The organism is Streptoalloteichus hindustanus (assembly GCF_900129375.1).
Classification (GTDB): Bacteria; Actinomycetota; Actinomycetes; order Mycobacteriales; family Pseudonocardiaceae; genus Streptoalloteichus; species Streptoalloteichus hindustanus.
Window position 1 is genome coordinate 131,591 of sequence record NZ_FQVN01000001.1, and the last position, 18,611, is coordinate 150,201.

18 protein-coding genes and 1 tRNA gene are annotated in these 18,611 nt (G+C 74.8%); 10 read left to right on the plus strand and 9 right to left on the minus strand.

Features of this window, described 5'->3' with window-relative positions; genetic code table 11:
• Window positions 1-64 precede the first annotated feature (64 nt).
• Together BUE43_RS00670 and BUE43_RS00675 are read left to right on the plus strand one after the other, a co-directional pair.
• A complete protein-coding gene (locus BUE43_RS00670) occupies window positions 65-595 on the plus strand; it encodes a flavoprotein (protein ID WP_073479373.1) in 531 nt (176 codons plus the stop codon).
• Window positions 596-777: 182 nt separating this feature from the next.
• Window positions 778-1,608 (plus strand): DUF998 domain-containing protein, encoded by an 831-nt coding sequence (locus tag BUE43_RS00675; protein WP_234995464.1) that lies wholly within the window; start codon window positions 778-780, stop codon window positions 1,606-1,608.
• Between the two features lie 242 nt (window positions 1,609-1,850).
• Here BUE43_RS00675 and BUE43_RS00680 read toward each other — a convergent pair.
• Window positions 1,851-1,932, minus strand: a tRNA-Tyr gene (locus tag BUE43_RS00680).
• Window positions 1,933-2,046: 114 nt separating this feature from the next.
• Between BUE43_RS00680 and BUE43_RS00685 the strand changes: the two genes are divergently transcribed.
• Together BUE43_RS00685 and rfbA are read left to right on the plus strand one after the other, a co-directional pair.
• Complete coding sequence (locus tag BUE43_RS00685) at window positions 2,047-2,538, plus strand: YajQ family cyclic di-GMP-binding protein (protein WP_073480140.1); 492 nt, start codon at window positions 2,047-2,049, stop codon at window positions 2,536-2,538.
• A 17-nt stretch (window positions 2,539-2,555) separates the two neighbouring features.
• Window positions 2,556-3,437 carry a glucose-1-phosphate thymidylyltransferase RfbA gene (gene rfbA / locus BUE43_RS00690; protein ID WP_073479375.1) on the plus strand — a complete coding sequence of 294 codons (882 nt, stop codon included), beginning with the start codon at window positions 2,556-2,558 and terminating at the stop codon, window positions 3,435-3,437.
• Between the two features lie 79 nt (window positions 3,438-3,516).
• Here rfbA and htpX read toward each other — a convergent pair whose 3' ends face one another.
• The 4 genes from htpX to BUE43_RS00710 all read right to left on the minus strand — a co-directional run bounded on the left by htpX (window position 3,517) and on the right by BUE43_RS00710 (window position 6,190).
• On the minus strand, window positions 3,517-4,395 hold the full coding sequence (gene htpX, locus BUE43_RS00695; RefSeq protein WP_073479376.1) for a zinc metalloprotease HtpX: 879 nt from the start codon (window positions 4,393-4,395) through the stop codon (window positions 3,517-3,519).
• A gap of 225 nt (window positions 4,396-4,620) precedes the next feature.
• Window positions 4,621-5,163, minus strand: a complete 543-nt coding sequence (locus tag BUE43_RS00700; protein ID WP_083959206.1) for a 4Fe-4S binding protein — start codon at window positions 5,161-5,163, stop codon at window positions 4,621-4,623.
• Entirely contained in the window at window positions 5,160-5,741 is a 582-nt protein-coding gene (locus BUE43_RS00705; RefSeq protein ID WP_073479377.1) for an NADH-quinone oxidoreductase subunit C, read from the minus strand. Before BUE43_RS00705 ends, BUE43_RS00700 begins: the two co-directional genes overlap by 4 nt.
• Window positions 5,738-6,190 carry an NADH-quinone oxidoreductase subunit B gene (locus BUE43_RS00710; RefSeq protein WP_073479378.1) on the minus strand — a complete coding sequence of 151 codons (453 nt, stop codon included), beginning with the start codon at window positions 6,188-6,190 and terminating at the stop codon, window positions 5,738-5,740. Before BUE43_RS00710 ends, BUE43_RS00705 begins: the two co-directional genes overlap by 4 nt.
• A 97-nt stretch (window positions 6,191-6,287) precedes the next feature.
• Here BUE43_RS00710 and BUE43_RS00715 point away from each other — a divergent pair, with 97 nt between their 5' ends.
• Entirely contained in the window at window positions 6,288-6,530 is a 243-nt protein-coding gene (locus BUE43_RS00715; RefSeq protein ID WP_073479379.1) for a DUF2630 family protein, read from the plus strand.
• Between the two features lie 78 nt (window positions 6,531-6,608).
• Here BUE43_RS00715 and BUE43_RS00720 read toward each other — a convergent pair whose 3' ends face one another.
• Together BUE43_RS00720 and ddaH are read right to left on the minus strand one after the other, a co-directional pair.
• Window positions 6,609-6,914 (minus strand): hypothetical protein, encoded by a 306-nt coding sequence (locus BUE43_RS00720; RefSeq protein WP_073479380.1) that lies wholly within the window; start codon window positions 6,912-6,914, stop codon window positions 6,609-6,611.
• Window positions 6,915-7,084: 170 nt separating this feature from the next.
• Entirely contained in the window at window positions 7,085-7,978 is an 894-nt protein-coding gene (ddaH, locus tag BUE43_RS00725) for a dimethylargininase (RefSeq protein WP_407697072.1), read from the minus strand.
• Between the two features lie 75 nt (window positions 7,979-8,053).
• Here ddaH and BUE43_RS00730 point away from each other — a divergent pair, with 75 nt between their 5' ends.
• The 4 genes from BUE43_RS00730 to BUE43_RS00745 all read left to right on the plus strand — a co-directional run bounded on the left by BUE43_RS00730 (window position 8,054) and on the right by BUE43_RS00745 (window position 12,793).
• A complete protein-coding gene (locus BUE43_RS00730) occupies window positions 8,054-8,500 on the plus strand; it encodes an Lrp/AsnC family transcriptional regulator (RefSeq protein ID WP_073479381.1) in 447 nt (148 codons plus the stop codon).
• 98 nt (window positions 8,501-8,598) lie between these two features.
• The gene (locus BUE43_RS00735; protein ID WP_073479382.1) at window positions 8,599-9,360 is read left to right on the plus strand and encodes an enoyl-CoA hydratase; all 762 of its coding nucleotides are present in this window, start codon (window positions 8,599-8,601) and stop codon (window positions 9,358-9,360) included.
• Between the two features lie 455 nt (window positions 9,361-9,815).
• Window positions 9,816-11,729 carry a 2-oxoacid:acceptor oxidoreductase subunit alpha gene (locus BUE43_RS00740; protein WP_073479383.1) on the plus strand — a complete coding sequence of 638 codons (1,914 nt, stop codon included), beginning with the start codon at window positions 9,816-9,818 and terminating at the stop codon, window positions 11,727-11,729.
• Window positions 11,726-12,793: a 2-oxoacid:ferredoxin oxidoreductase subunit beta gene (locus BUE43_RS00745; protein ID WP_073479384.1), complete on the plus strand. Its 1,068-nt coding sequence runs from the start codon at window positions 11,726-11,728 to the stop codon at window positions 12,791-12,793. Before BUE43_RS00740 ends, BUE43_RS00745 begins: the two co-directional genes overlap by 4 nt.
• 395 nt (window positions 12,794-13,188) lie before the next feature.
• Here BUE43_RS00745 and BUE43_RS00750 read toward each other — a convergent pair whose 3' ends face one another.
• Entirely contained in the window at window positions 13,189-16,248 is a 3,060-nt protein-coding gene (locus tag BUE43_RS00750; RefSeq protein ID WP_073479385.1) for a sunset domain-containing protein, read from the minus strand.
• A 12-nt stretch (window positions 16,249-16,260) separates the two neighbouring features.
• Complete coding sequence (locus BUE43_RS00755; protein ID WP_073479386.1) at window positions 16,261-17,388, minus strand: OmpA family protein; 1,128 nt, start codon at window positions 17,386-17,388, stop codon at window positions 16,261-16,263.
• A 128-nt stretch (window positions 17,389-17,516) separates the two neighbouring features.
• Between BUE43_RS00755 and rarD the strand changes: the two genes are divergently transcribed.
• Entirely contained in the window at window positions 17,517-18,467 is a 951-nt protein-coding gene (gene rarD / locus BUE43_RS00760; protein WP_083959207.1) for an EamA family transporter RarD, read from the plus strand.
• The last annotated feature ends 144 nt before the right edge of the window (window positions 18,468-18,611 follow it).

Sequence of the window (18,611 nt, forward strand, 5' to 3'; positions counted from 1 at the left end):
CACGGTGGTCACCTGCTCGCGCGCCCGGGCGTCGGGGGCGCGTTCCGGGTGAGGGGAGAGCGCGGTGTCCGCACAACCAGTGCTGAGCGTGGTCGCGTCGGCAGCCGGGGGCGTCCAGGGCCTCCGGGTGGGCCTGGTCGAGCCCGCCCTCGCCGCCGGGTGGCGGGTGACCGTGACCCTCACCCCGACCGCCGCGCGCTGGCTGACCGACCTGGGCGAGGTCGACCGGCTGGCCCTGGCGACCGGCCTGCCGGTGCGCTGGGACTCCCGGCTGCCCACCGAGCCCCGCCCGCACCCCGACCCGGACGTCGCCGTCCTCGCGCCCGCCTCCGCCAACACCGTCGCCAAGCTCGCCCTCGGCATCGCCGAGAACCAGGCGCTCACCCAGCTCTGCGAGGCCGTCGGCAACCCGGCGGTGCCGGTCGTCGTCCTGCCCAGGACCAACGCGTTCCAGGCCCGGCACCCCGCGTGGAACGGCCACCTCGCCACGCTCCGCTCGGCGGGCGTCCACCTGGTCGACGCGCGACCGGGCGCCGACGGCGCGCTCCCGTGGCCGGCCGTCCTCGACTCCGTGTCCCGGGCCGCCCGGGCGTGACGGGCGGCCATCACCGTTTCGTGGCGCGCTGCCGTCCGGTCGGGGAGGCGCGTTCGGGTTAGCGTCAGGTGTGGGCGGCCACACACTCGCCCATCCCGCCAGCCCTGACCCACCGCGACGGCGAACCGCCACCCCTGTGGAGTCGCCGACCCCCGCCCGTGACCCCTCGGTGCCAGGAGGTGGTGGACGTGGACGCGTGCGCACCAGAAGGACGAGGACCCGGCGACGTCGCGCCGCCGGCGATCCGGGCACGGCTGGCGTTCCTGGTCGGGAGCGACCGGGTCAGCCGGGCGCTGGCGGCGACGGGCACGGCGTTCGTCGTCCTCGGCCACACCCTGCTCGTCGGCCTCCACCTGCTGCCCGACCTGGGCGGGGTCGACCCCGTGCGGGATCTGCTCAGCGACTACGCGCTGGGCCCGACCGGGTGGGTCTTCACCCTCGCGATGTGCGCGGGCGCGCTCGGCTCGGCGGCGCTGGTGGTGGCGCTGTCCTCCCTGGCCGTGCTGCACGGGCGGGGGACGACGGCGGTGATGGCGGTCTGGTGCGTCGGCCTCGTCGGCGTGGCCCTGATCCCGCCCGGCCCGCTCGTGGTCGGGCCGCCCGCGATCGGCTCGCTCGTGGTGGGCCCGCTCGTGGTCGGCCCCGTCCCCGGCCCGGCCGACACGGCGGTGGCCGCCCACTTCTGGCTCGCCGCGACGACGTGCGTGAGCCTGCCCGCCGCCGGCGCCGTCGTCGGCTGGCGGCACCGCCGGCACGACCACTGGCGGCGGTTCGCGCTCCCGACCCTGGGCCTGTGCCTGGCCGACGCGCTCTGCCTGCTCCCGATCGCGGTCACCGTCACCGCCCACCGGCTCCTCGGGGGCTCGTGGCCGCTGGCCTCCGCCTTCGGCCTGCTCGAACGCCTCGCGGTCGCGCTCGACACCGTGGTGCTCGTCGTCCTCGGGCTCTGGGCGTGGCACTGCGCTCGCCCCGTCCGGGACAGCCGTCGCCACGAGCTCCCCGGCCAGCCATGAGCACGCGGCTGTGGCCTTCACCACGACCCGGCGTCAGCCGGGCTGAGCAGGGCCGCACACAGCGTCTTCAGCTCCTCCGCGCGGCCCGCGACACCGCACGGCCGAGGTGTGCCGCCCGGGACGGAAGCGAGCTCCGGCGCCACTCCGGCGCCAGCTCCACACGGGACGTCCGTTCCCAGCAAGGGAACGAAAAACGCCCCCGGGACCTGTTTTCCCAGGTCACGGGGGCGTTCTCCGTGGTGTGGCAGGTGTTGGATTCGAACCAACGTAGGCTGAGCCGACGGATTTACAGTCCGCTCCCTTTGGCCACTCGGGCAACCTGCCGTTGCCGCCCCCGTTCGGGGGCTGCGGTCCAGAAGCATACATACCTCCCCCGCTCGGGAGCCAATCGGCCCCCGGTAGCGTGGCGAGCCGGATCCGAGACGAAAGGGCGTGCACGTGGCGGACCCGTCGTTCGACGTGGTGAGCAAGGTCGACCGGCAGGAGGTCGACAACGCGCTCAACCAGGCGGCCAAGGAGATCACGACCCGCTTCGACTTCCGGGGCACCGGGGCGCAGGTGTCCTGGGCCGGGGAGGAGGCGGTGGCCATCCAGGCCGAGACCGAGGAGCGGTGCAAGGCCGCGATCGAGGTCTTCCGTGACAAGCTGGTCAAGCGCGGCATCTCGCTGAAGGCGTTCGAGGTCGGCGAGCCCGCCGTGTCCGGCAAGATCTACAAGGTCACCGGGAAGATCCTGCAGGGCATCGCCTCGGACAAGGCCAAGGAGATCGCCAAGGCCATCAGGGACGAGGGCCCGAAGGGCGTGCAGGCGCAGATCCAGGGCGACCAGCTCCGGGTCTCCGGCAAGAAGAAGGACCACCTGCAGGAGGTCATCGCGCTGCTGAAGGCGAAGGACTTCGGCATCGCCCTGCAGTTCACCAACTACCGCTGACGCGTCTGGGGGACGAGTTGAGGGGGATCATCCTCGCCGGGGGCAGCGGCACCCGGCTGCACCCGATCACGCAGGCCGTGTCGAAGCAGCTGCTGCCCGTCTACGACAAGCCGATGGTGTACTACCCGCTGTCGGTGCTGATGCTGGCCGGCATCCGGGAGATCCTCATCATCTCCACCCCCACCGACCTGCCGCTGTTCCGGCGGCTGCTCGGCGACGGCTCGCAGCTGGGGCTGCGGCTGGAGTACGCGGAGCAGCCCCAGCCGAACGGGCTGGCCGAGGCGTTCGTCATCGGCGCGGACTTCGTCGGCGACCAGGACGTGGCGCTGGTGCTGGGCGACAACATCTTCTACGGCCAGGGCTTCTCGCGGCTGCTCCAGCAGGAGGCCGCGAAGCTGGACGGCTGCGTGTTGTTCGGCTACCCGGTGAAGGACCCGGAGCGGTACGGCGTCGGCGAGGTCGACGCGGACGGCCGGCTGGTGTCGATCGAGGAGAAGCCGGAGCGGCCGAGGTCGAACCGGGCGATCACCGGCCTGTACTTCTACGACAACCGGGTCGTGGAGATCGCCAGGGGCCTGCGGCCGTCCGAGCGGGGCGAGCTGGAGATCACCGACGTCAACCTGGCCTACCTGCGCGAGGGCCGGGCCCGGCTGGTGGACCTGGGCCGCGGGTTCGCCTGGCTGGACACCGGCACCCACGACTCGCTGCTGGAGGCCGGCCAGTTCGTCCAGGTGCTGGAGCACCGGCAGGGCGTGCGCATCGCCTGCCTGGAGGAGATCGCGCTGCGGATGGGCTTCATCGACGCGGAGGCGTGCCACGCGCTGGGCGCCAAGCTCGCGAAGTCCGGCTACGGCCAGTACGTCATGAACGTCGCGAAGCTGGCCGGCGCGGCCGGCTGAGCCACTCCGCTCCCCAGACGACGAGGGCGCGTTCACCGGTGCGGTGAACGCGCCCTTCTCGTGCGCGCCCCGGCCGCTCTCACCAGGGGTGGCGGCGCTCGGCGAGTTCCTCCAGCCGCCGGACGCGGTCGGCGATCGGCGGGTGGGTGGAGAAGAGCCTGGCCAGCTGCTCCCCCGGCCGGAACGGGTTGGCGATCATCAGGTGCGCCTGGTTCACCAGGCCCGGCTCGGGCGGCAGCGGACGCGCCTGGGTGCCCTGCTCCAGCTTGCGCAACGCCGAGGCCAGCGCGAGCGGGTCGCCGGTGAGCGCGGCGCCGGACGCGTCGGCCTGGTACTCCCTGGACCGGCTGACCGCCATCCGCACGATGCCGGCGGCGATCGGCCCCAGGATCGAGATCAGCAGCAGCGCGATCGGGTTCGGCCGGTCGTCGTCGTCCCCGCCGTCCCCCCCGAACAGCCCGGCGAACATGGCGATGTTGGCCAGGAAGGTCACCACGCTGGCCAGCGCTCCGGCCACGCACGAGGTGAGGATGTCGCGGTTGTACACGTGCGCCAGCTCGTGCGCGAGGACCGCCCGCAGCTCGCGTTCGTCAAGCAGCGCCAGGATGCCGCTGGTGCAGCACACGGCCGCGTTGCGCGGGTTCCTGCCGGTGGCGAAGGCGTTGGGCGCGTCGGTGGGGCTGATGTAGAGCCGGGGCACGGGCTGCCGCGCGGACGTCGCCAGCTCCCGCACGATCCGGTACATGGCGGGCTGCTCGGCCTCCGACACCGGACGCGCGTGCATGGCCCGCAGCGCCAGCCGGTCGGAGTTGAAGTACGCGAAGGCGTTGACGCCCAGCGCCACCAGCAGGCCGACGACCAGGGCGGTCCGGCCGAAGAACGAGCTGACCACGACGATCAGCGCGCCGAGGCCGCCCAGCAGCAGCGCGGTCTTCACCCCGTTGTAGTGCCTGTGCACGTCTTGTCGCCTCCGAGGTGCTCGCCACACCCGGGTTACCCGGAACGTCGCATCCACCCGGTCAACGCCCGGTGCGCGCGGCGGGTTCCACGACCACAACTGATCAACGCCCAGGTCGGAGGGCGACGCCGTGGTCCCGAGGGAGTGGGGCGGAGGCTTCCGCCACCCGCGAACACCGGCCGGAGGCCGAGCGCCCGGGCGGGTCCGGCGGGCGCGCGCGTGGGGTCAGAGCGTCCCGCGTCCGCCGACACCGCCCGGCCGGGGCGGGCCGCCGGGACGCCGGGTGGCGGCCTCCGGGGCCGGCTCCGCGGCCGGGTCCAGCGGCGGCGGCGGGGGCACGTCGGTCAGCCAGTCCGCCAGCCGGTCGCGTTCGTGCACCAGCTCCGCCACCGCGCCTTCGCCGGTCGGTGATCCGGTGCCCGGATACCCGAAGTCGGGCGCCCAGTGCAGGGCGTCGAACGGGCAGACCTCCACGCAGATGCCGCAGTACAGGCAGTGCCCGTAGTCGATGGCGAACCGGTCGAGGACGTTGCGCTGCCGTGGGCGGGCAGCGCCGGGCTGCTGCACGGTCTCGGTGTGCGACGCGATGTGGATGCACCAGTCTGGGCACTCCCGGGCGCACAACATGCACACCGTGCAGTTGGCCTCCAGCAGCGCGATCACGCCGCGGGAGCGCGCCGGCAGATCGGGGGCCGGCAGGTCGGTCTCCGGCACGTCAGTGGCCGGCGAGTCGGGAGCCGACAGGTCGGGGCCGCGCTCGTCCGTCATTCGCTCTCCCTCCTCGGACCCCACTCCGGACCCGGCACGCCGGGCGGCGCCAGCCGTCGGCGGCTGGGCGCGGCGGTGCCGTCCTCCCCCGGCTCCAGCCGGCCCGGCCACGGCCGGACGACCCGGGAGGCCAGCACGAAGTCCTTGCGCAGCGGATGACCGGCGAACTCGGCCGGAAGCAGCAGCCGACGCGGGTCCGGGTGGCCGGCCAGGGCGACGCCGAACATCTCGGCCACCTCGCGCTCGTGCCAGGCCGCGCCGGCCCACACGCCCGCCACGCTGGGCAGCGCCGCCCCCGCCGCCACCTCGGTGCGCAGGAGCAGGCCGTCCCAGGAGGCCGGCGCGAGCACGTGCAGCAGCACCGCGTGCCGCTCGCCGACCGAGCCCGGCCGGCCGGCGTCCTCGGCCCCGAGCCAGTCGAAGGCCCCGCAGCCGAGTTCGTCCCTGGCCGTCGTGGCGGCCTCGACCCACCGCTCGACCGGGACGTGGACGACGGTCTGCCCGAACGCGGTGCGCGCGTCGAGGTCGGGCAGCAGGTCGACGAGGCGGTCGGCGAGCCGCTGGCTGCCCGCCGTCACGCCGCCACCTCCCCGGTGACCATCCGGTGGAGGGCGACCAGGCCCTCCAGCAGCGCCTCCGGTCGGGGCGGGCAGCCCGGCACCGCCACGTGGACCGGCAGGACCTGGTCGACGCCCTTGGTAACGGAGTAGGAGTCCCAGTACGGGCCGCCGGTGTTCGAGCACGCGCCGACGGAGAGCACGTACCTCGGCTCCGGCATCCGCTCGTAGGTGGCCAGCACGGCCGGGAGCATCACGTCGGTGACGGTGCCGGAGACCACCAGGACGTGGGCCCGCTCGGGGGCGCCGGCGCCGGAGACCGGCCGCACGCCGAGGTCGGCGGGCCGGTCCTGGTCGTCGCCCCGGCCGTGCAGCGCGGCCATCACCTCGACGCCGCAGCAGGCGAGGCCCAGGTCGAGCACATCGACCTCGTAGGTCGTGCCCCAGTCCAGGGTGAAGCGGGTACCCACGAAAGGAGGGTATGCCAGCGCCGGGAGCGCGCCCCGCGGGTCACCCGTCCCGGTCAGGGCCGGCCCCGGCGAACGACGAGCATGGGGAGCGAGCGCGGTGACCGACGACGACGTGATGAACCGGATCCAGAAGCTCGTCGAGGAGGAGCACCAGCTCCGGGAGCGGGCGGTGGGCGAGGGGGTCTCCGAGGACGAGACCGCCCGGCTGCGCCGGCTGGAGGAGGCGCTGGACCAGTGCTGGGACCTGCTGCGGCAGCGCAGGGCCCGGCGGGACACCGGCCAGAACCCGGACGAGGCGCGGCCCCGACCCCCGGCCGAGGTGGAGGGCTACCTGCAGTAGCCGGCGACCGGGCGCGGCAGGTCTCGGGAGCCCGTCTCCCGGGCGTGCGGACGCGGGCGCCGCGGTGGGGCGGCCGTGCTAGGGCAGGAGGTGCCGGGCCAGGACGCCGCGCCACGGGTTGGCGCAGCAGGTGGTGTCGAGCCGGCGGCCGGCCTCGACCGCGTCGATGATGATGCGGATCTGGTCGGCGGTCGCCCCTGCCTTGTTGACCGGCCCGGTGGCCACGGAGCGCAGGGTCGCGGCCAGCGCGTCCAGCACGAGCACCGCGTTCCGTAGCGCCGCCTCCGACACCACCCGGACCGGCTCCGGCAGGTCCTCGGCGAACTCCTCGTCGACCCCGCCGTCGGTGAGCTCGTCCACGCACCGCGCGTTGATCTTGTGCATCGCCGCGATGCTAGGCCGTTCAGCCCAGCAGCGACACGAATCTCACCCGGTCAGGCGATCGTCGGCACCCCACCGGAGCCAGCCCCTCGACTGCCTCCGCTGAACGGCGGTGGAAACACGAGGGGCTGGGAGCGCGTGAGCGCTCCCAGCCCCGGCGTGGGATCAGGAGATCAGCCGCGCAGCTCCATCGTGCAGCACTTCGGGCCGCCACCGGACTTGCGCAGCTCGGAGATGTCCACGAAGACGGGCTCGAAGCCGCGCTCCGCGATCCGCTCGGCGAGGTGCGTGGCCTCCACCGGCAGCACCACGTTGCGGCCGTCGGACACGCCGTTGAGGCCCAGGCACTCGGCGTCGGCGTCGTTGGCGATCACCGCGTCCGGGAACAGGCGGCGCAGCACCCGCTGCGAGCCGGCCGAGAACGCCTTCGGGTAGTACGCGACGAGCGGCCGCTCGGACTGGTCGTCCAGCACGAACAGGGCGACGTCGAGGTGGTAGTACCTCGGGTCCACCAACCGCAGCGAGACGACGGGGACGCCCAGCACCTCCTGGGCCTCGGCGTGCGCGCCGGGGTCGGTGCGGAAGCCGGTGCCGGCCAGCAGCAGGCTGCCCGTCCAGGCGAAGTCGCCCTCCGCCTCGTTGATCTTCTCGGGCATGACCACGCTGCGGTAGCCGTGCTCCAGGAACCAGCGCCGGAAGTGCTCGGCCTCGGCGGAGCGCTGCTCGGCGCGGAACCGCGAGCCCAGCACCCGGCCGTCGATCACGGTGCCGGAGTTGGCGGAGAACACCATGTCCGGCAGGCCCGGCTGCGGCTCGATCGTCTCGACCTGGTGGCCGAGCCGCTCGTAGGTCCGCTTCAGCTCGGTCCACTGCTCGACCGCCAGCTCGGTGCTGACCGGCTGGTCGGGGCGCATCCACGGGTTGATCACGTACTCCACGGTGAAGTACCGCGGCTCGCACATGAGGTACCGACGGCGGGTCGGGACCCGCTCCTGGGTGGCGGCGAGGGCGCCGGGGGCGGTCTCCGGCGCGGGCGTCGCCAGCGGCGCGTCAAGGGTGGACGACATGAATCGAAATCTAAGGTCCGCCTTCACCACCACTCAACGCCGCTTTGTTGCGACATGTGGTGCAGAATCTTGCGTATGGACGCCATCGACCAGCGGATCATTTCGTGCCTCGTCGCCGACGCCCGCTCCAGCTACGCGGAGATCGGCGCCGTGGTGGGCCTGTCCGCCCCCGCGGTGAAGCGCCGGGTGGACAAACTGCTGGACACCGGCGTCCTGCGGGGGTTCACCGCGGTGGTCGACCCGGAGGCCCTCGGCTGGGGGACGGAGGCGTTCGTCGAGGTGCACTGCCGGGGCAACGTCACGCCCGGCCAGATCCGGATCGGCCTGGAGCCGCTGCCCGAGGTCGTGGCCGCCTACACCGTCTCGGGCGCGGCCGACGCCATCGTGCACCTGCGCGCCGCCGACATCCACCACCTGGAGAGCGCGCTGGAGAGACTTCGCGCGGTCGAGTTCATCGAGCGCACCGTGTCGACCGTGGTGCTGTCCCGGCTGCTGGAGCGCCCGCCCGCCCCCGGGGCGTGACGCCGCCGGCCGGACAGCCGGACAGCCGGACGGACAGCCGCGACAGACGTGCGCCAGGCCACAGTCCGGCCGGACGGGCGAGTGGCAAGATCCCCGGCATGAGCGGAGACGTCCTCGTCGAGCGGCGCGGCGGCGTCGCCGTCCTCACGGTGAACGACCCCGAGCGGCGCAACGCCCTCACCCTCGACCTGTCGGCGCGGCTGGCCGACGCGGTGGTCGACTGCTCCGAGGACGAGCGCGTGCACGCGGTGGTCGTGACGGGCGCTCCGCCGGCGTTCTGCGCGGGGGCGGACCTGACCGCACTGGGCGACGCGCGCGAGGAGGGCCTGCGGCGGATCTACGCCGGGTTCCTGGCCGTGGCGTCCTGCCCCCTGCCGACGGTGGCCGCGGTGAACGGCGCGGCCGTGGGCGCCGGGCTCAACCTCGCGCTGGCCTGCGACGTGCGCCTGGCCGGCCCCCGCGCCCGGTTCGACGCGCGGTTCCTCCAACTCGGCATCCACCCCGGCGGCGGGATGACGTGGATGCTCCGGCGCGCCGTGGGCCCGCAGACCGCCACCGCGATGGCGTTGTTTGGCGAGGTGTACGACGCCGAAGAGGCCGTGCGGGTCGGTCTGGCCCTGCGCGCGGTCGACGGCGAGCCGGAGGACGTGGTGGACGCCGCCGTGCGGCTCGCCGCCACCGCCGCGCAGGCGCCGCGCGAGCTGGTGCTGGCCACGAAGCGGACCATGCGGACGACGGCGGTGCTCGACGACCACGCCACCGCGGTCGAGGTCGAGCTGGCGCCACAGGTCCGCTCGATGGACAACCCGGCCTTCGCCGAGCGGCTCGCCGCGATGAAGGCCCGTATCAGCGGCCGCTAGCGCGCCTCCTCTCCTCACAAGCCCCGCGTCGGCCCCCGAACCGTGTGGGGTGGGCCACCACGCCGGGCTCGTCACGTGTGCGACCTCCACGCCGTCCAGGGACAGACCGGCACACACCGGCTCCGGGACGGGTGAGGACGGGGTCTTGCGCAGAGGTGTTACTGGAAGTAACAGTTACCCCTTATTCCAGCCCACGCGGCCGGCCCGATGTGACGCGCGTTGCATCGGCCGACCCGCGAGGCGGGGCGTCCCTACCTTGGAGGGGTGGCAGTGGGTGTGACGGGCCCAGCGGCCGCGCCACCGGCGAACGGGAACAGGTCTCACGGGCCGGAACGCGATCGAGTGCCCACTACGCTCGTCACCGGAGCGGGGAGGGCGCGCCGGAACCGGCGTGCCGGACATTCGCACGGGTTTCGACGCCCGGCTGACACGCGTGAGAGAGGGACCCCGAGCCCATGACCGCAGACGTGGGAAGCAGCCCAACGGTGTCTCACGGGACACCCGCACCCGGACGATCCGCCGAGGTCCGCAAGCTGGACCGGGTCGTCATCCGGTTCGCCGGGGACTCCGGCGACGGCATGCAGCTCACCGGTGACCGGTTCACCTCCGAGGCGGCCGCCTTCGGCAACGACCTGGCCACCCTGCCCAACTTCCCCGCGGAGATCCGCGCCCCGCAGGGCACCCTGCCCGGCGTCTCCAGCTTCCAGCTCCACTTCGCCGACTACGACATCCTCACCCCCGGCGACCGGCCGGACGTGCTCGTCGCGATGAACCCCGCCGCGCTCAAGGCCAACCTCGGCGACCTGCCCCCGGGCGGCACGCTGATCGTCAACACCGACGAGTTCACCAAGCGGAACCTGGCCAAGGTCGGCTACGACGGCGACCCGCTGGAGGACGGCTCCCTGGAGGCGTACACGGTGCACCGGGTGGCCATGGCCACCCTCACCAAGGGCGCGCTGGAGGAGACCGGCCTGACCAAGAAGGACGCGGAGCGCGCGAAGAACATGTTCGCGCTCGGCCTGCTGTCCTGGATGTACCACCGGCCGACCGAGGGGACCGAGCGCTTCCTCCGGGAGAAGTTCGCGAAGAAGCCGGACATCGCCGAGGCCAACATCCTCGCCTTCCGCGCCGGCTGGAACTTCGGCGAGACCACCGAGTCGTTCGCGGTGACCTACGAGGTCGCCCCGGCCGCCCTGCCCACCGGCACCTACCGGCAGATCACCGGCAACACGGCGCTCGCCTACGGCATCGTCGCCGCCGGGCAGCTCGCCTCGCTGCCGGTGTTCCTCGGGTCCTACCCGATCACCCCCGCCTCGGACGTGCTGCACGAGCTGGCCAGGCACAAGAACTTCGGGGTCACCACGTTCCAGGCCGAGGACGAGATCGCCGGCGTGGGCGCCGCGCTGGGCGCGTCCTTCGGCGGAGCGCTCGGCGTGACCACCACCTCCGGCCCCGGCCTCGCGCTGAAGTCGGAGACCATCGGCCTCGCCGTGATGACCGAGCTGCCGCTGCTGGTCTGCGACATCCAGCGCGGCGGCCCGTCCACCGGCCTGCCGACCAAGACCGAGCAGGCCGACCTGCTGCAGGCGATGTTCGGCCGCAACGGCGAGGCGCCGTTGCCGATCATCGCGCCGTGCTCGCCGGCGGACTGCTTCGACGCCGCCGTCGAGGCCGCGCGGATCGCCCTGACCTACCGCACCCCCGTGCTGCTGCTGTCCGACGGCTACATCGCGAACGGCTCGGAGCCGTGGCTGGTGCCCACCGTCGACGAGCTGCCGCCGATCGAGGTCGGGTTCGCCACCGAGCCCAACGCCCCGGACGGCTCCGGCGAGTTCTGGCCGTACCTGCGCGACCCGGAGACCCTGGCCCGACCGTGGGCCGTGCCCGGCACCCCCGGGCTGGAGCACCGGATCGGCGGCCTGGAGAAGGCCGAGGGCAAGGGCAACATCTCCTACGACCCGGACAACCACGACCGGATGGTGCGCATCCGCCAGGCCAAGGTGGACGGCGTGGCCGTGCCCGACGTGGAGGTCGACGACCCGACCGGGGACGCCGACCTGCTCGTGGTCGGCTGGGGCTCCACCTACGGCCCGATCGGCGCGGCCTGCCGGCGGGTCCGCCGACTGGGCATGACGATCGCCCACGCCCACCTGCGCCACCTCAACCCGCTGCCGGGCAACCTCGGCGACGTGCTGCGGCGCTACCGCAGGGTGGTCGTGCCGGAGATGAACCTGGGCCAGCTGGCGATGCTGCTGCGCGCGCGGTACCTGGTCGACGCGATCAGCCACACCAAGGTCGCCGGGCTGCCGTTCAAGGCCGAAGAGCTGCAGGGTGTGTTCACCGAGATCATCAAGGGGGTCGCGGCATGACGGCGATCGACCTGGGCCTGCCCGAGATCGGCGGGTTGGCGGGGGTCCCCACGACCGACGCCAGGCAGACCGCGAAGGACTTCACCAGCGACCAGGAGGTCCGCTGGTGCCCCGGTTGCGGTGACTACGCGATCCTCGCGGCGGTGCGCTCGTTCCTGCCGGAGCTGGGGCTGCGCCGGGAGAACATCGTGTTCGTCTCCGGCATCGGCTGCTCCTCGCGCTTCCCGTACTACATGAACACCTACGGGATGCACTCCATCCACGGCCGCGCCCCGTCCATCGCCACCGGCCTGTCGGTCTCCCGGCCCGACCTGTCGGTCTGGGTGGTCACCGGCGACGGCGACGCGCTGTCGATCGGCGGCAACCACCTGGTGCACGCGCTGCGCCGCAACGTCAACCTCAAGATCCTGCTGTTCAACAACCGGATCTACGGGCTGACCAAGGGCCAGTACTCGCCCACCTCCGAGGTCGGCAAGGTCACCAAGTCGACCCCGATGGGCTCGTTGGACCACCCGTTCAACCCGATCTCCCTCGCGCTCGGCGCGGAGGGGACCTTCGTGGCGCGCGCCCTCGACTCCGACCGCAAGCAGCTCACCGAGGTGCTGCGGGCGGCGGCCGAGCACCGGGGCACGGCGCTCGTGGAGATCTACCAGAACTGCCCGATCTTCAACGACGGCGCGTTCGACGTCCTCAAGGAGGCCGGCGAGCGGGAGCGGCGGATCATCCCGCTGCGGCACGGCGAGCCGATCCGGTTCGGCGCCGATGGCGAGTACGGCGTGGTGCGGGACGCGGCGACCGGCGTCCTCCAGGTGCGCAAGGTGGCCGAGGTCGGTGAGGACGCCGTGGTCGTGCACGACGCCACGCTCGACGACCCGTCCTACGCGTTCGCCCTGTCGCGGCTGGGCGGCCAGGACCTGGACCACACCGTCACCGGCGTGTTCCGCTCGGTCTCCCGCCCGAGCTACGACGACCTGGCGCGAACCCAGGTGGACGAGGCCAAGGCGGCGAAGCCGGCCGACCTGGGCGCGCTGCTGCGCGGCAAGGACACCTGGACCGTGGCGTAGGGGCGCAGGGGCTCTCCAGCACGCTCGACGAGGCGCTCGGCCGGATCTTCCGGTCGAGCGCCTCGCGCGTTTGCTGTTCCAGGTCCAACTGGCCGTTGATGGTGTGGTCGACCGACTCCGGACTTCGGCGTTCGGCGGTGATCAGCGGATCGGACGACGGTGCCGGGCCGCGCTCTTGGTCGCGGACCGCCCTGAGCACCTGCCGTTGGTCGATCCCCGGGCCCAGGTGAGTGGCAGCCCGGGCATCGGGCGGGCAGCGACCACGGCCACCACCCCGACCTACGCATCAGTTGTCCAGTGCTGGTCCGCCAGCCAGCCCCGGGGAGCCGGACAGGGCGCGAAAGAGGAGGGCGGGCGCCCCCTGAGGGAACGCCCGCCCTGGTCCTGCTCCGGGGTCAGCGCGGCTGGTTCCATGCGCGGAAGCCGGCGCGCTCCGCCTCCTCCGGACTGCGGAACCACACCTCCGCCCTGGTCCGCGCGTAGTACGGCGAATCGGCGGTGTGGAACAGCATCGACGACGCGCTCGCCTTCACCCGGAACTCCGCGGCCGGCGCCGAGCCGTCCGGGTTGGGCAGCGCCGAGCCCGGCCCGAAGGGCGAGGGCGGCGCGGCCGGCGGCCGGGGCGCGGCTGGCGCGCTCTCGGCGGCCGCGACCTGCCGCGGGGCCGCCGGAGCGGGCGCGGCCGGCGCGGCGGGCGCGGGAGCGGCCTCGACCGCCGAGGCGACCTGGCGCTTGGGGAGCGGGGCCGCCGGGCCGGGCGCCGGCTGGGGCGTCCAGCCCGCGCCGGCGGGCGCTGCCGGCGCGCCACCCGGCCACGACGGCGGCTGGGCGGGCGCCGCCGGCTGCGGCGACGCGGCCTCCCGGCGCTGCGGGGCGATCTGCTCAGCCGGGGTCGGCGCGGCCGGCTGCGGGTAGGTCGCGCCCGAGCCAGCCGGGGCGGGCCCGGTCGCCACGCGCTGCGGCGCGGAGGCGGCCGGCGGGGTGCCCTGGCGGGCGGTGTCCGGGTCGACCACCGGCTCGAACAGCGAACGCGGGCGATCCGCCTCGACGGGCGCCGATGCCTGCGGGGCGGGCGGCGCCACCGGCGGCTGCGGAGCTGACGGCTGCGCGGCCTGGGGCGGGGTCACCGGCTGCTGGACCGACGTCGGCGGCGTCACCGGGGGCTGGGTCACCGGGGACTGGGTCACCGGGGACTGGGCCACCGGGGACTGGGCCACCGGCGCCTGGGGCACCGGGGACGGGGCCTCGGTGCGCGGCGGGGCCGGCGCGTCCGCGGGCGCGGCGCTCGACCGGAACGCCGCGGCCAGCCCGTTGCCGGGGCGCTCACCCTGCGGAGTCCACGGCTGGGACGCCGGGGCGGCCGACGCCGCCTCGACGGGCGCCGTGGGCGGGACGGCCGGCGCGGGGTCGATCGGAGCCGGCGCCGGCGACCCGAACCCGGCCGGCGGCCGGGGGTCACGCTGGCCCTGCTCGGTCGGGCCCGCCGCGCCCGGGGCGGGCTGGTCGCCCCACGGCTCGCCCGCGGCCTGGCCCCTCGGCGGGGTCGGCGGTTCGGTCGGTTCCCTGTCGGCGCGCGCGGGGCCGGTCGGCGTCCGGCGCTCGGACTCCGCGCCAGCCAGGCCGATCAGCTCGTCGTGGGTGGGCAGGGGTGGCATCTCCGTGTGCTCGTGCACGGTGTCCTCCCGGTCTCGGGAAGCAGGCCCGACCCGGTCCCACGGCGCGGACGTCGGCGGAGTGAGGGGCTCGTCCGTCCCCGCCGGACGCTCGGGGAGGTGCGCACCCGGCTCGGCCCCGCGCTCCGCCTCGGCCGCCCGGGCCTCGGCGCGGCTGGTGGCCGCCGCCTGGTAGGGATCGTCCTCGTCGCGGTCCACCGACGCCTCGGGCGCGACGCCGCGCCCCGGCTCGACCCCGGCCCCGGAGTCGGGCAGCGCGTGCCGCGCGCGGGTGGCGCGCTCGGCGGCCTGCTCCTCGGCCGCCGTCCTGGCGGCCAGCTCGTCCTCGGCGATCTCCTGGTCGATCAGCTCCCGTTCGGTCAGGCTGTGCTCGGTCAGGCCGGGCTCGGTCAGGCCGGGCTCCGCCAGGCCGGGCTCGGCCGGCTCCCCGAACTCGGCGGAGTCGACCCCGCCAGCCCGTCGCACCTGCTCGGCGATCATCGCGGCGGACACCGGCCCGGTCCGCTCCGCCTCCGGCTCGGCCTCGTCGTCCTCCAGGCCGGTCGGCGGCTCGGCGTCGACCAGCTCCGGCTCCGGCGGGGCGTGCATCTCCCCGGTCACCGGCGGCTGCGGCTCGCCGGCTGGCGGCTCGGTGGGGTAGCGGCCGCCCGCCGGCTCGGCCGGGGCGGACGGGCCGGACTCCACCGGCGCGGGCTCCGGCCCCCGCGGGGGCTCGCCGCCCTGCACGGTCAGCGGCTGCCACCGCTCGTCCAGCTGGGCCCGCTCGTAGGTGGCCGGCTCGTCCACGACGGCCGGGCGCGGCGCCGGCGTGACCCACTGGTCGACGTCCGGGATCCCGGCGCCGGGCTCGCCGGCCGTGATCTCGTCCTCGGGCCGGCCGGCGAGCGGCTCGTGGTTCTCCCGGCCCGTCCACGCGGCCAGCGGCTGCTCCGCCTCCCGCGGCACGGCCCACCCCGCGGTGGCCTCGACCGGCGCGGCGGACTCGGGCGCGGGCTCCGGCGCGGGCGCGAAGGCCATCGGGGGCACGCTCACCCGGCGCGGCGTGGGCCGCGGCGGCGCGAACCCGGCGCGCTCGGCGCCGTTGGGGCCGCCAGGGCCCTCGCCCTCCAGGCCGCCCAGCGCCGCGGCGATCGACTCCGTGCTCGGCGGGGTCGGCGGCCGCTCGCCGGCGAACGGCGCGGGCTCGACCGGCTGCCCGGGGCGCGGGAAACCGACGTCGCCGGGCGGCGCGTGCTCCTGGGGCGCCGACTGCCCGGGGGACGCGGCCGCGGGCCTGGCCAGGTCCTCCCTGGTGAGGTCAGGGGCGGGCCGGCCGTCCTGGTGGGCCGGGATGACCGCCGTCATCTCGGCCGACTCGGGCGAGCCCGGGACCCCGGCGGCGACCGGCGCCACCGGCTGCGGCGGCGTTGTCGGGCGCGGCGGAGCCGCCGCCGGCTCGACGGCCGGCGCCTCGGGCGCGCGGCCCCTCGGCTCCCCCGCCGGCTCGGCGGAGTGCTCCGCGACCGGTTCCCTGGGCGCCTCGGCGCCCCACGGCTCTGCCCGCGGTGAAGGGGCGGCCAACGGGGCCGGCGCGACCCGGGGACCGGCGCCGGTGTCGGCGCGGTCCTCCTGGTCGGGATAGCCCTCGCGCGACCCGGACAGCGCGGGCTGTGCCGGGCCCTGGTCCGCCAGCTCGGCGAGCCGGCGGCGCGCCGGGCGGGCGAACAACAGCCAGGTGATGAGCGCTCCGGCCAGGAACGCCACCGCGCTCCACAGCCAGACCTGCCCGAACAGCCACGTCACGGGAAGTCCCTCCTACCGTACGGTGATCTCGACCCGACGGTTCGCCGCCTTGCCCTCTTGCGAGTTGTTGTCGGCCCTGGGTCGAGCGTCACCGAACCCCTTGGCCACGATCCGCTCCGCCGGCAGGCCCTGGCGGACGAGCTTGTCACGGACAGCGTCTGCGCGCTGCTGGCTCAGCCGAAGCGCGTTGCTCTCCCCTCCGGGCCCGGCCGCCACGTGCCCACCGACCTCAACGGTGCGGTCCGACACGTCGCGCAGCAACCGGGCGACCCGGTGGACGGCGTCGAGGCCCTGCGGGGTGAGCACGGCGCTGTTCGCGTTGAACGTGATCGGGTGCTCGATCAACATCCGGTCGAGTTGTTCCTGCGTACCAGCGGTTTCCACGGCCTGGGCCGAGCCGTCCCTCGTCACCACGAGCTGGCTGTGCACCTCCACCCCGGGCAGCGCGTTCCGGACCGCCTCCTCGATCCGGCCACGGCTGGCCGGATCCGGGACTGTACCGGTCAGGGTGACCCCCAACAGTGTCCAGGACACCGTGCGTTCGCCGGGGACGGCGCCCACGGCCCGCGCCAGGTCCCCGAACGCGGCGGGTGGTCCCGGCATCGGGGCGGTGGGCGTGACCCGGAGGCCCGGGACGACCTCGCGGTCGCTCGCGCGCTCGACGGCGGCCCGGACCGCGTCGCGGGTCGCCTCGTCGGGCACCGCGCCCACCAACGCGACCCGGTTGCCGGTGAAGGTCATCCCGAGGGGCTCGGCCGGCGGCCCCGGCGGGGGCGTGACGGGCGCGGCCTCGCTCACCCGCACCGCGCGGACGCCGTCGACGGCCTGGACGACCTGGCGGGCCTGCTCCCCCCGGCCGGCTGGCACGTCGACCACCTCGCCGTCCCGGCCGTCGAAGGCCACCCGGCCGCCGACGCCGGCGACCCGCAGCGCCTGCTGGGCCCGCTCGGTGAGCTCCCGTTGGATGCGCTGGCCGGTGGTGGCGGTGGCGGCCCCGGCGACGGCCGCGGGGCACAGGACGGCGGCCAGCAGCCAGCCGACCCAGCCCGCCCGGTCCCCGAGGCCGCGTCGGCTCCCGGCCGGCGGCTGAAGTTGATCTTCTCCGTCGCGGTCCCGGTCGGAGTGCGGGGGCTTGCCCACTGCCGGGCCTCCGTTCCGGTGCGCGTTCCAGGCGGTACCCATTTCACCCGATTGCGCCCGGTGATCGAACCGGCCCATGTCGGGTCACACACGGACGGCATTTCGAGCACTCCCCGTAAGCTGCGTGCATGCCGCCGCTAACGAACGATCCTTCGCCGGTGGCGGCCCCGGGGCGGGCCGCCCACGGGGGCGACGGCCTGGGCCTCGCCCTCGGCGCGGGCGCGTACCTCCTGTGGGGACTGTTCCCCGCGTTCTGGCCGCTGCTGCGGCCGGCGGGGCCGTTCGAGATCCTCGGGCACCGCCTCGCCTGGACCTTCATGGTCATGAGCATGCTCGTTCTGGCCACCGGCCGCTGGCGGACTCTGCGAGCGTTGCCCAGCCGGGGTTGGTTGCTGGTCACCGCCGCGGCGGTCCTGATCGCGGTCAACTGGGCCACCTACATCTACGGGGTCAACAGCGGGCAGGTCGTCGAGACCGCGCTGGGCTACTTCGTGAACCCGCTCTTCAGCGTGCTGCTGGGCGTGGTCGTGCTCGGGGAGCGGCTGCGCGGCGCGCAGTGGGTCGCGCTGGCCGTCGCCGGCGGGGCGGTCGTGGTGCTCACCGTGGACTACGGCCGGGTGCCGCTGATCGCACTCACCCTCGCGGTGACCTTCGGGATCTACGGCCTGATCAAGAAGACGGTGCCGCTGGACTCGGCGAGCAGCCTCGCCGCGGAGAGCGCGGTGCTCGGCCCGCTCGCCGCCGCCTACGTGCTGTGGCTCGAGTGGACCGGCGCCGGCACGTTCGCCGGGGGCGGCGTCGGGCACGCGTTGCTGCTGGTGCTGACCGGCCCGATCACGGCCGTCCCGCTGGTGCTGTTCGGCGCCGCCGCCCGCCGGGTGCCGCTGGTCACCATCGGCATCCTCCAGTACCTGGCACCGATCCTGCAGTTCGCCTGGGGCGTCCTGGTGGTGCGCGAGGACATGCCGGCCTCCCGCTGGCTGGGCTTCGGGCTGGTCTGGGTGGCCCTGGCGATCTTCACCGTCGACGCGGTGCGCGCCGCCCGGCGCGCCAGGACCGGAGCCGGCGCCACCGGCTGAGCCGGCCGCCACCGGCACCCGCCTCGCCCGGTGCCGCCCCACCCCACGGAGGCGTGGGTGGGGCTCCCCCGGGAGGGCCCGACGCCCGGGCGCTCCCCAGCGATCTCCCTCGGCGATCTTCGTCAGCTGACGGAACGCCGCCCG

Bases quoted from the DNA above. Each gene is read 5' to 3' on its own strand.
- BUE43_RS00700 (WP_083959206.1), bottom strand. From the start codon at position 5,163: ATGACGGACGAGCGCGGCCCCGACCTGTCGGCTCCCGACTCGCCGGCC.
- BUE43_RS00720 (WP_073479380.1), bottom strand. From the start codon at position 6,914: ATGCACAAGATCAACGCGCGGTGCGTGGACGAGCTCACCGACGGCGGG.
- ddaH (WP_407697072.1), bottom strand. From the start codon at position 7,978: ATGTCGTCCACCCTTGACGCGCCGCTGGCGACGCCCGCGCCGGAGACC.
- BUE43_RS00730 (WP_073479381.1), top strand. From the start codon at position 8,054: ATGGACGCCATCGACCAGCGGATCATTTCGTGCCTCGTCGCCGACGCC.
- BUE43_RS00735 (WP_073479382.1), top strand. From the start codon at position 8,599: ATGAGCGGAGACGTCCTCGTCGAGCGGCGCGGCGGCGTCGCCGTCCTC.
- BUE43_RS00740 (WP_073479383.1), top strand. From the start codon at position 9,816: ATGACCGCAGACGTGGGAAGCAGCCCAACGGTGTCTCACGGGACACCC.
- BUE43_RS00745 (WP_073479384.1), top strand. From the start codon at position 11,726: ATGACGGCGATCGACCTGGGCCTGCCCGAGATCGGCGGGTTGGCGGGG.
- rarD (WP_083959207.1), top strand. From the start codon at position 17,517: ATGCCGCCGCTAACGAACGATCCTTCGCCGGTGGCGGCCCCGGGGCGG.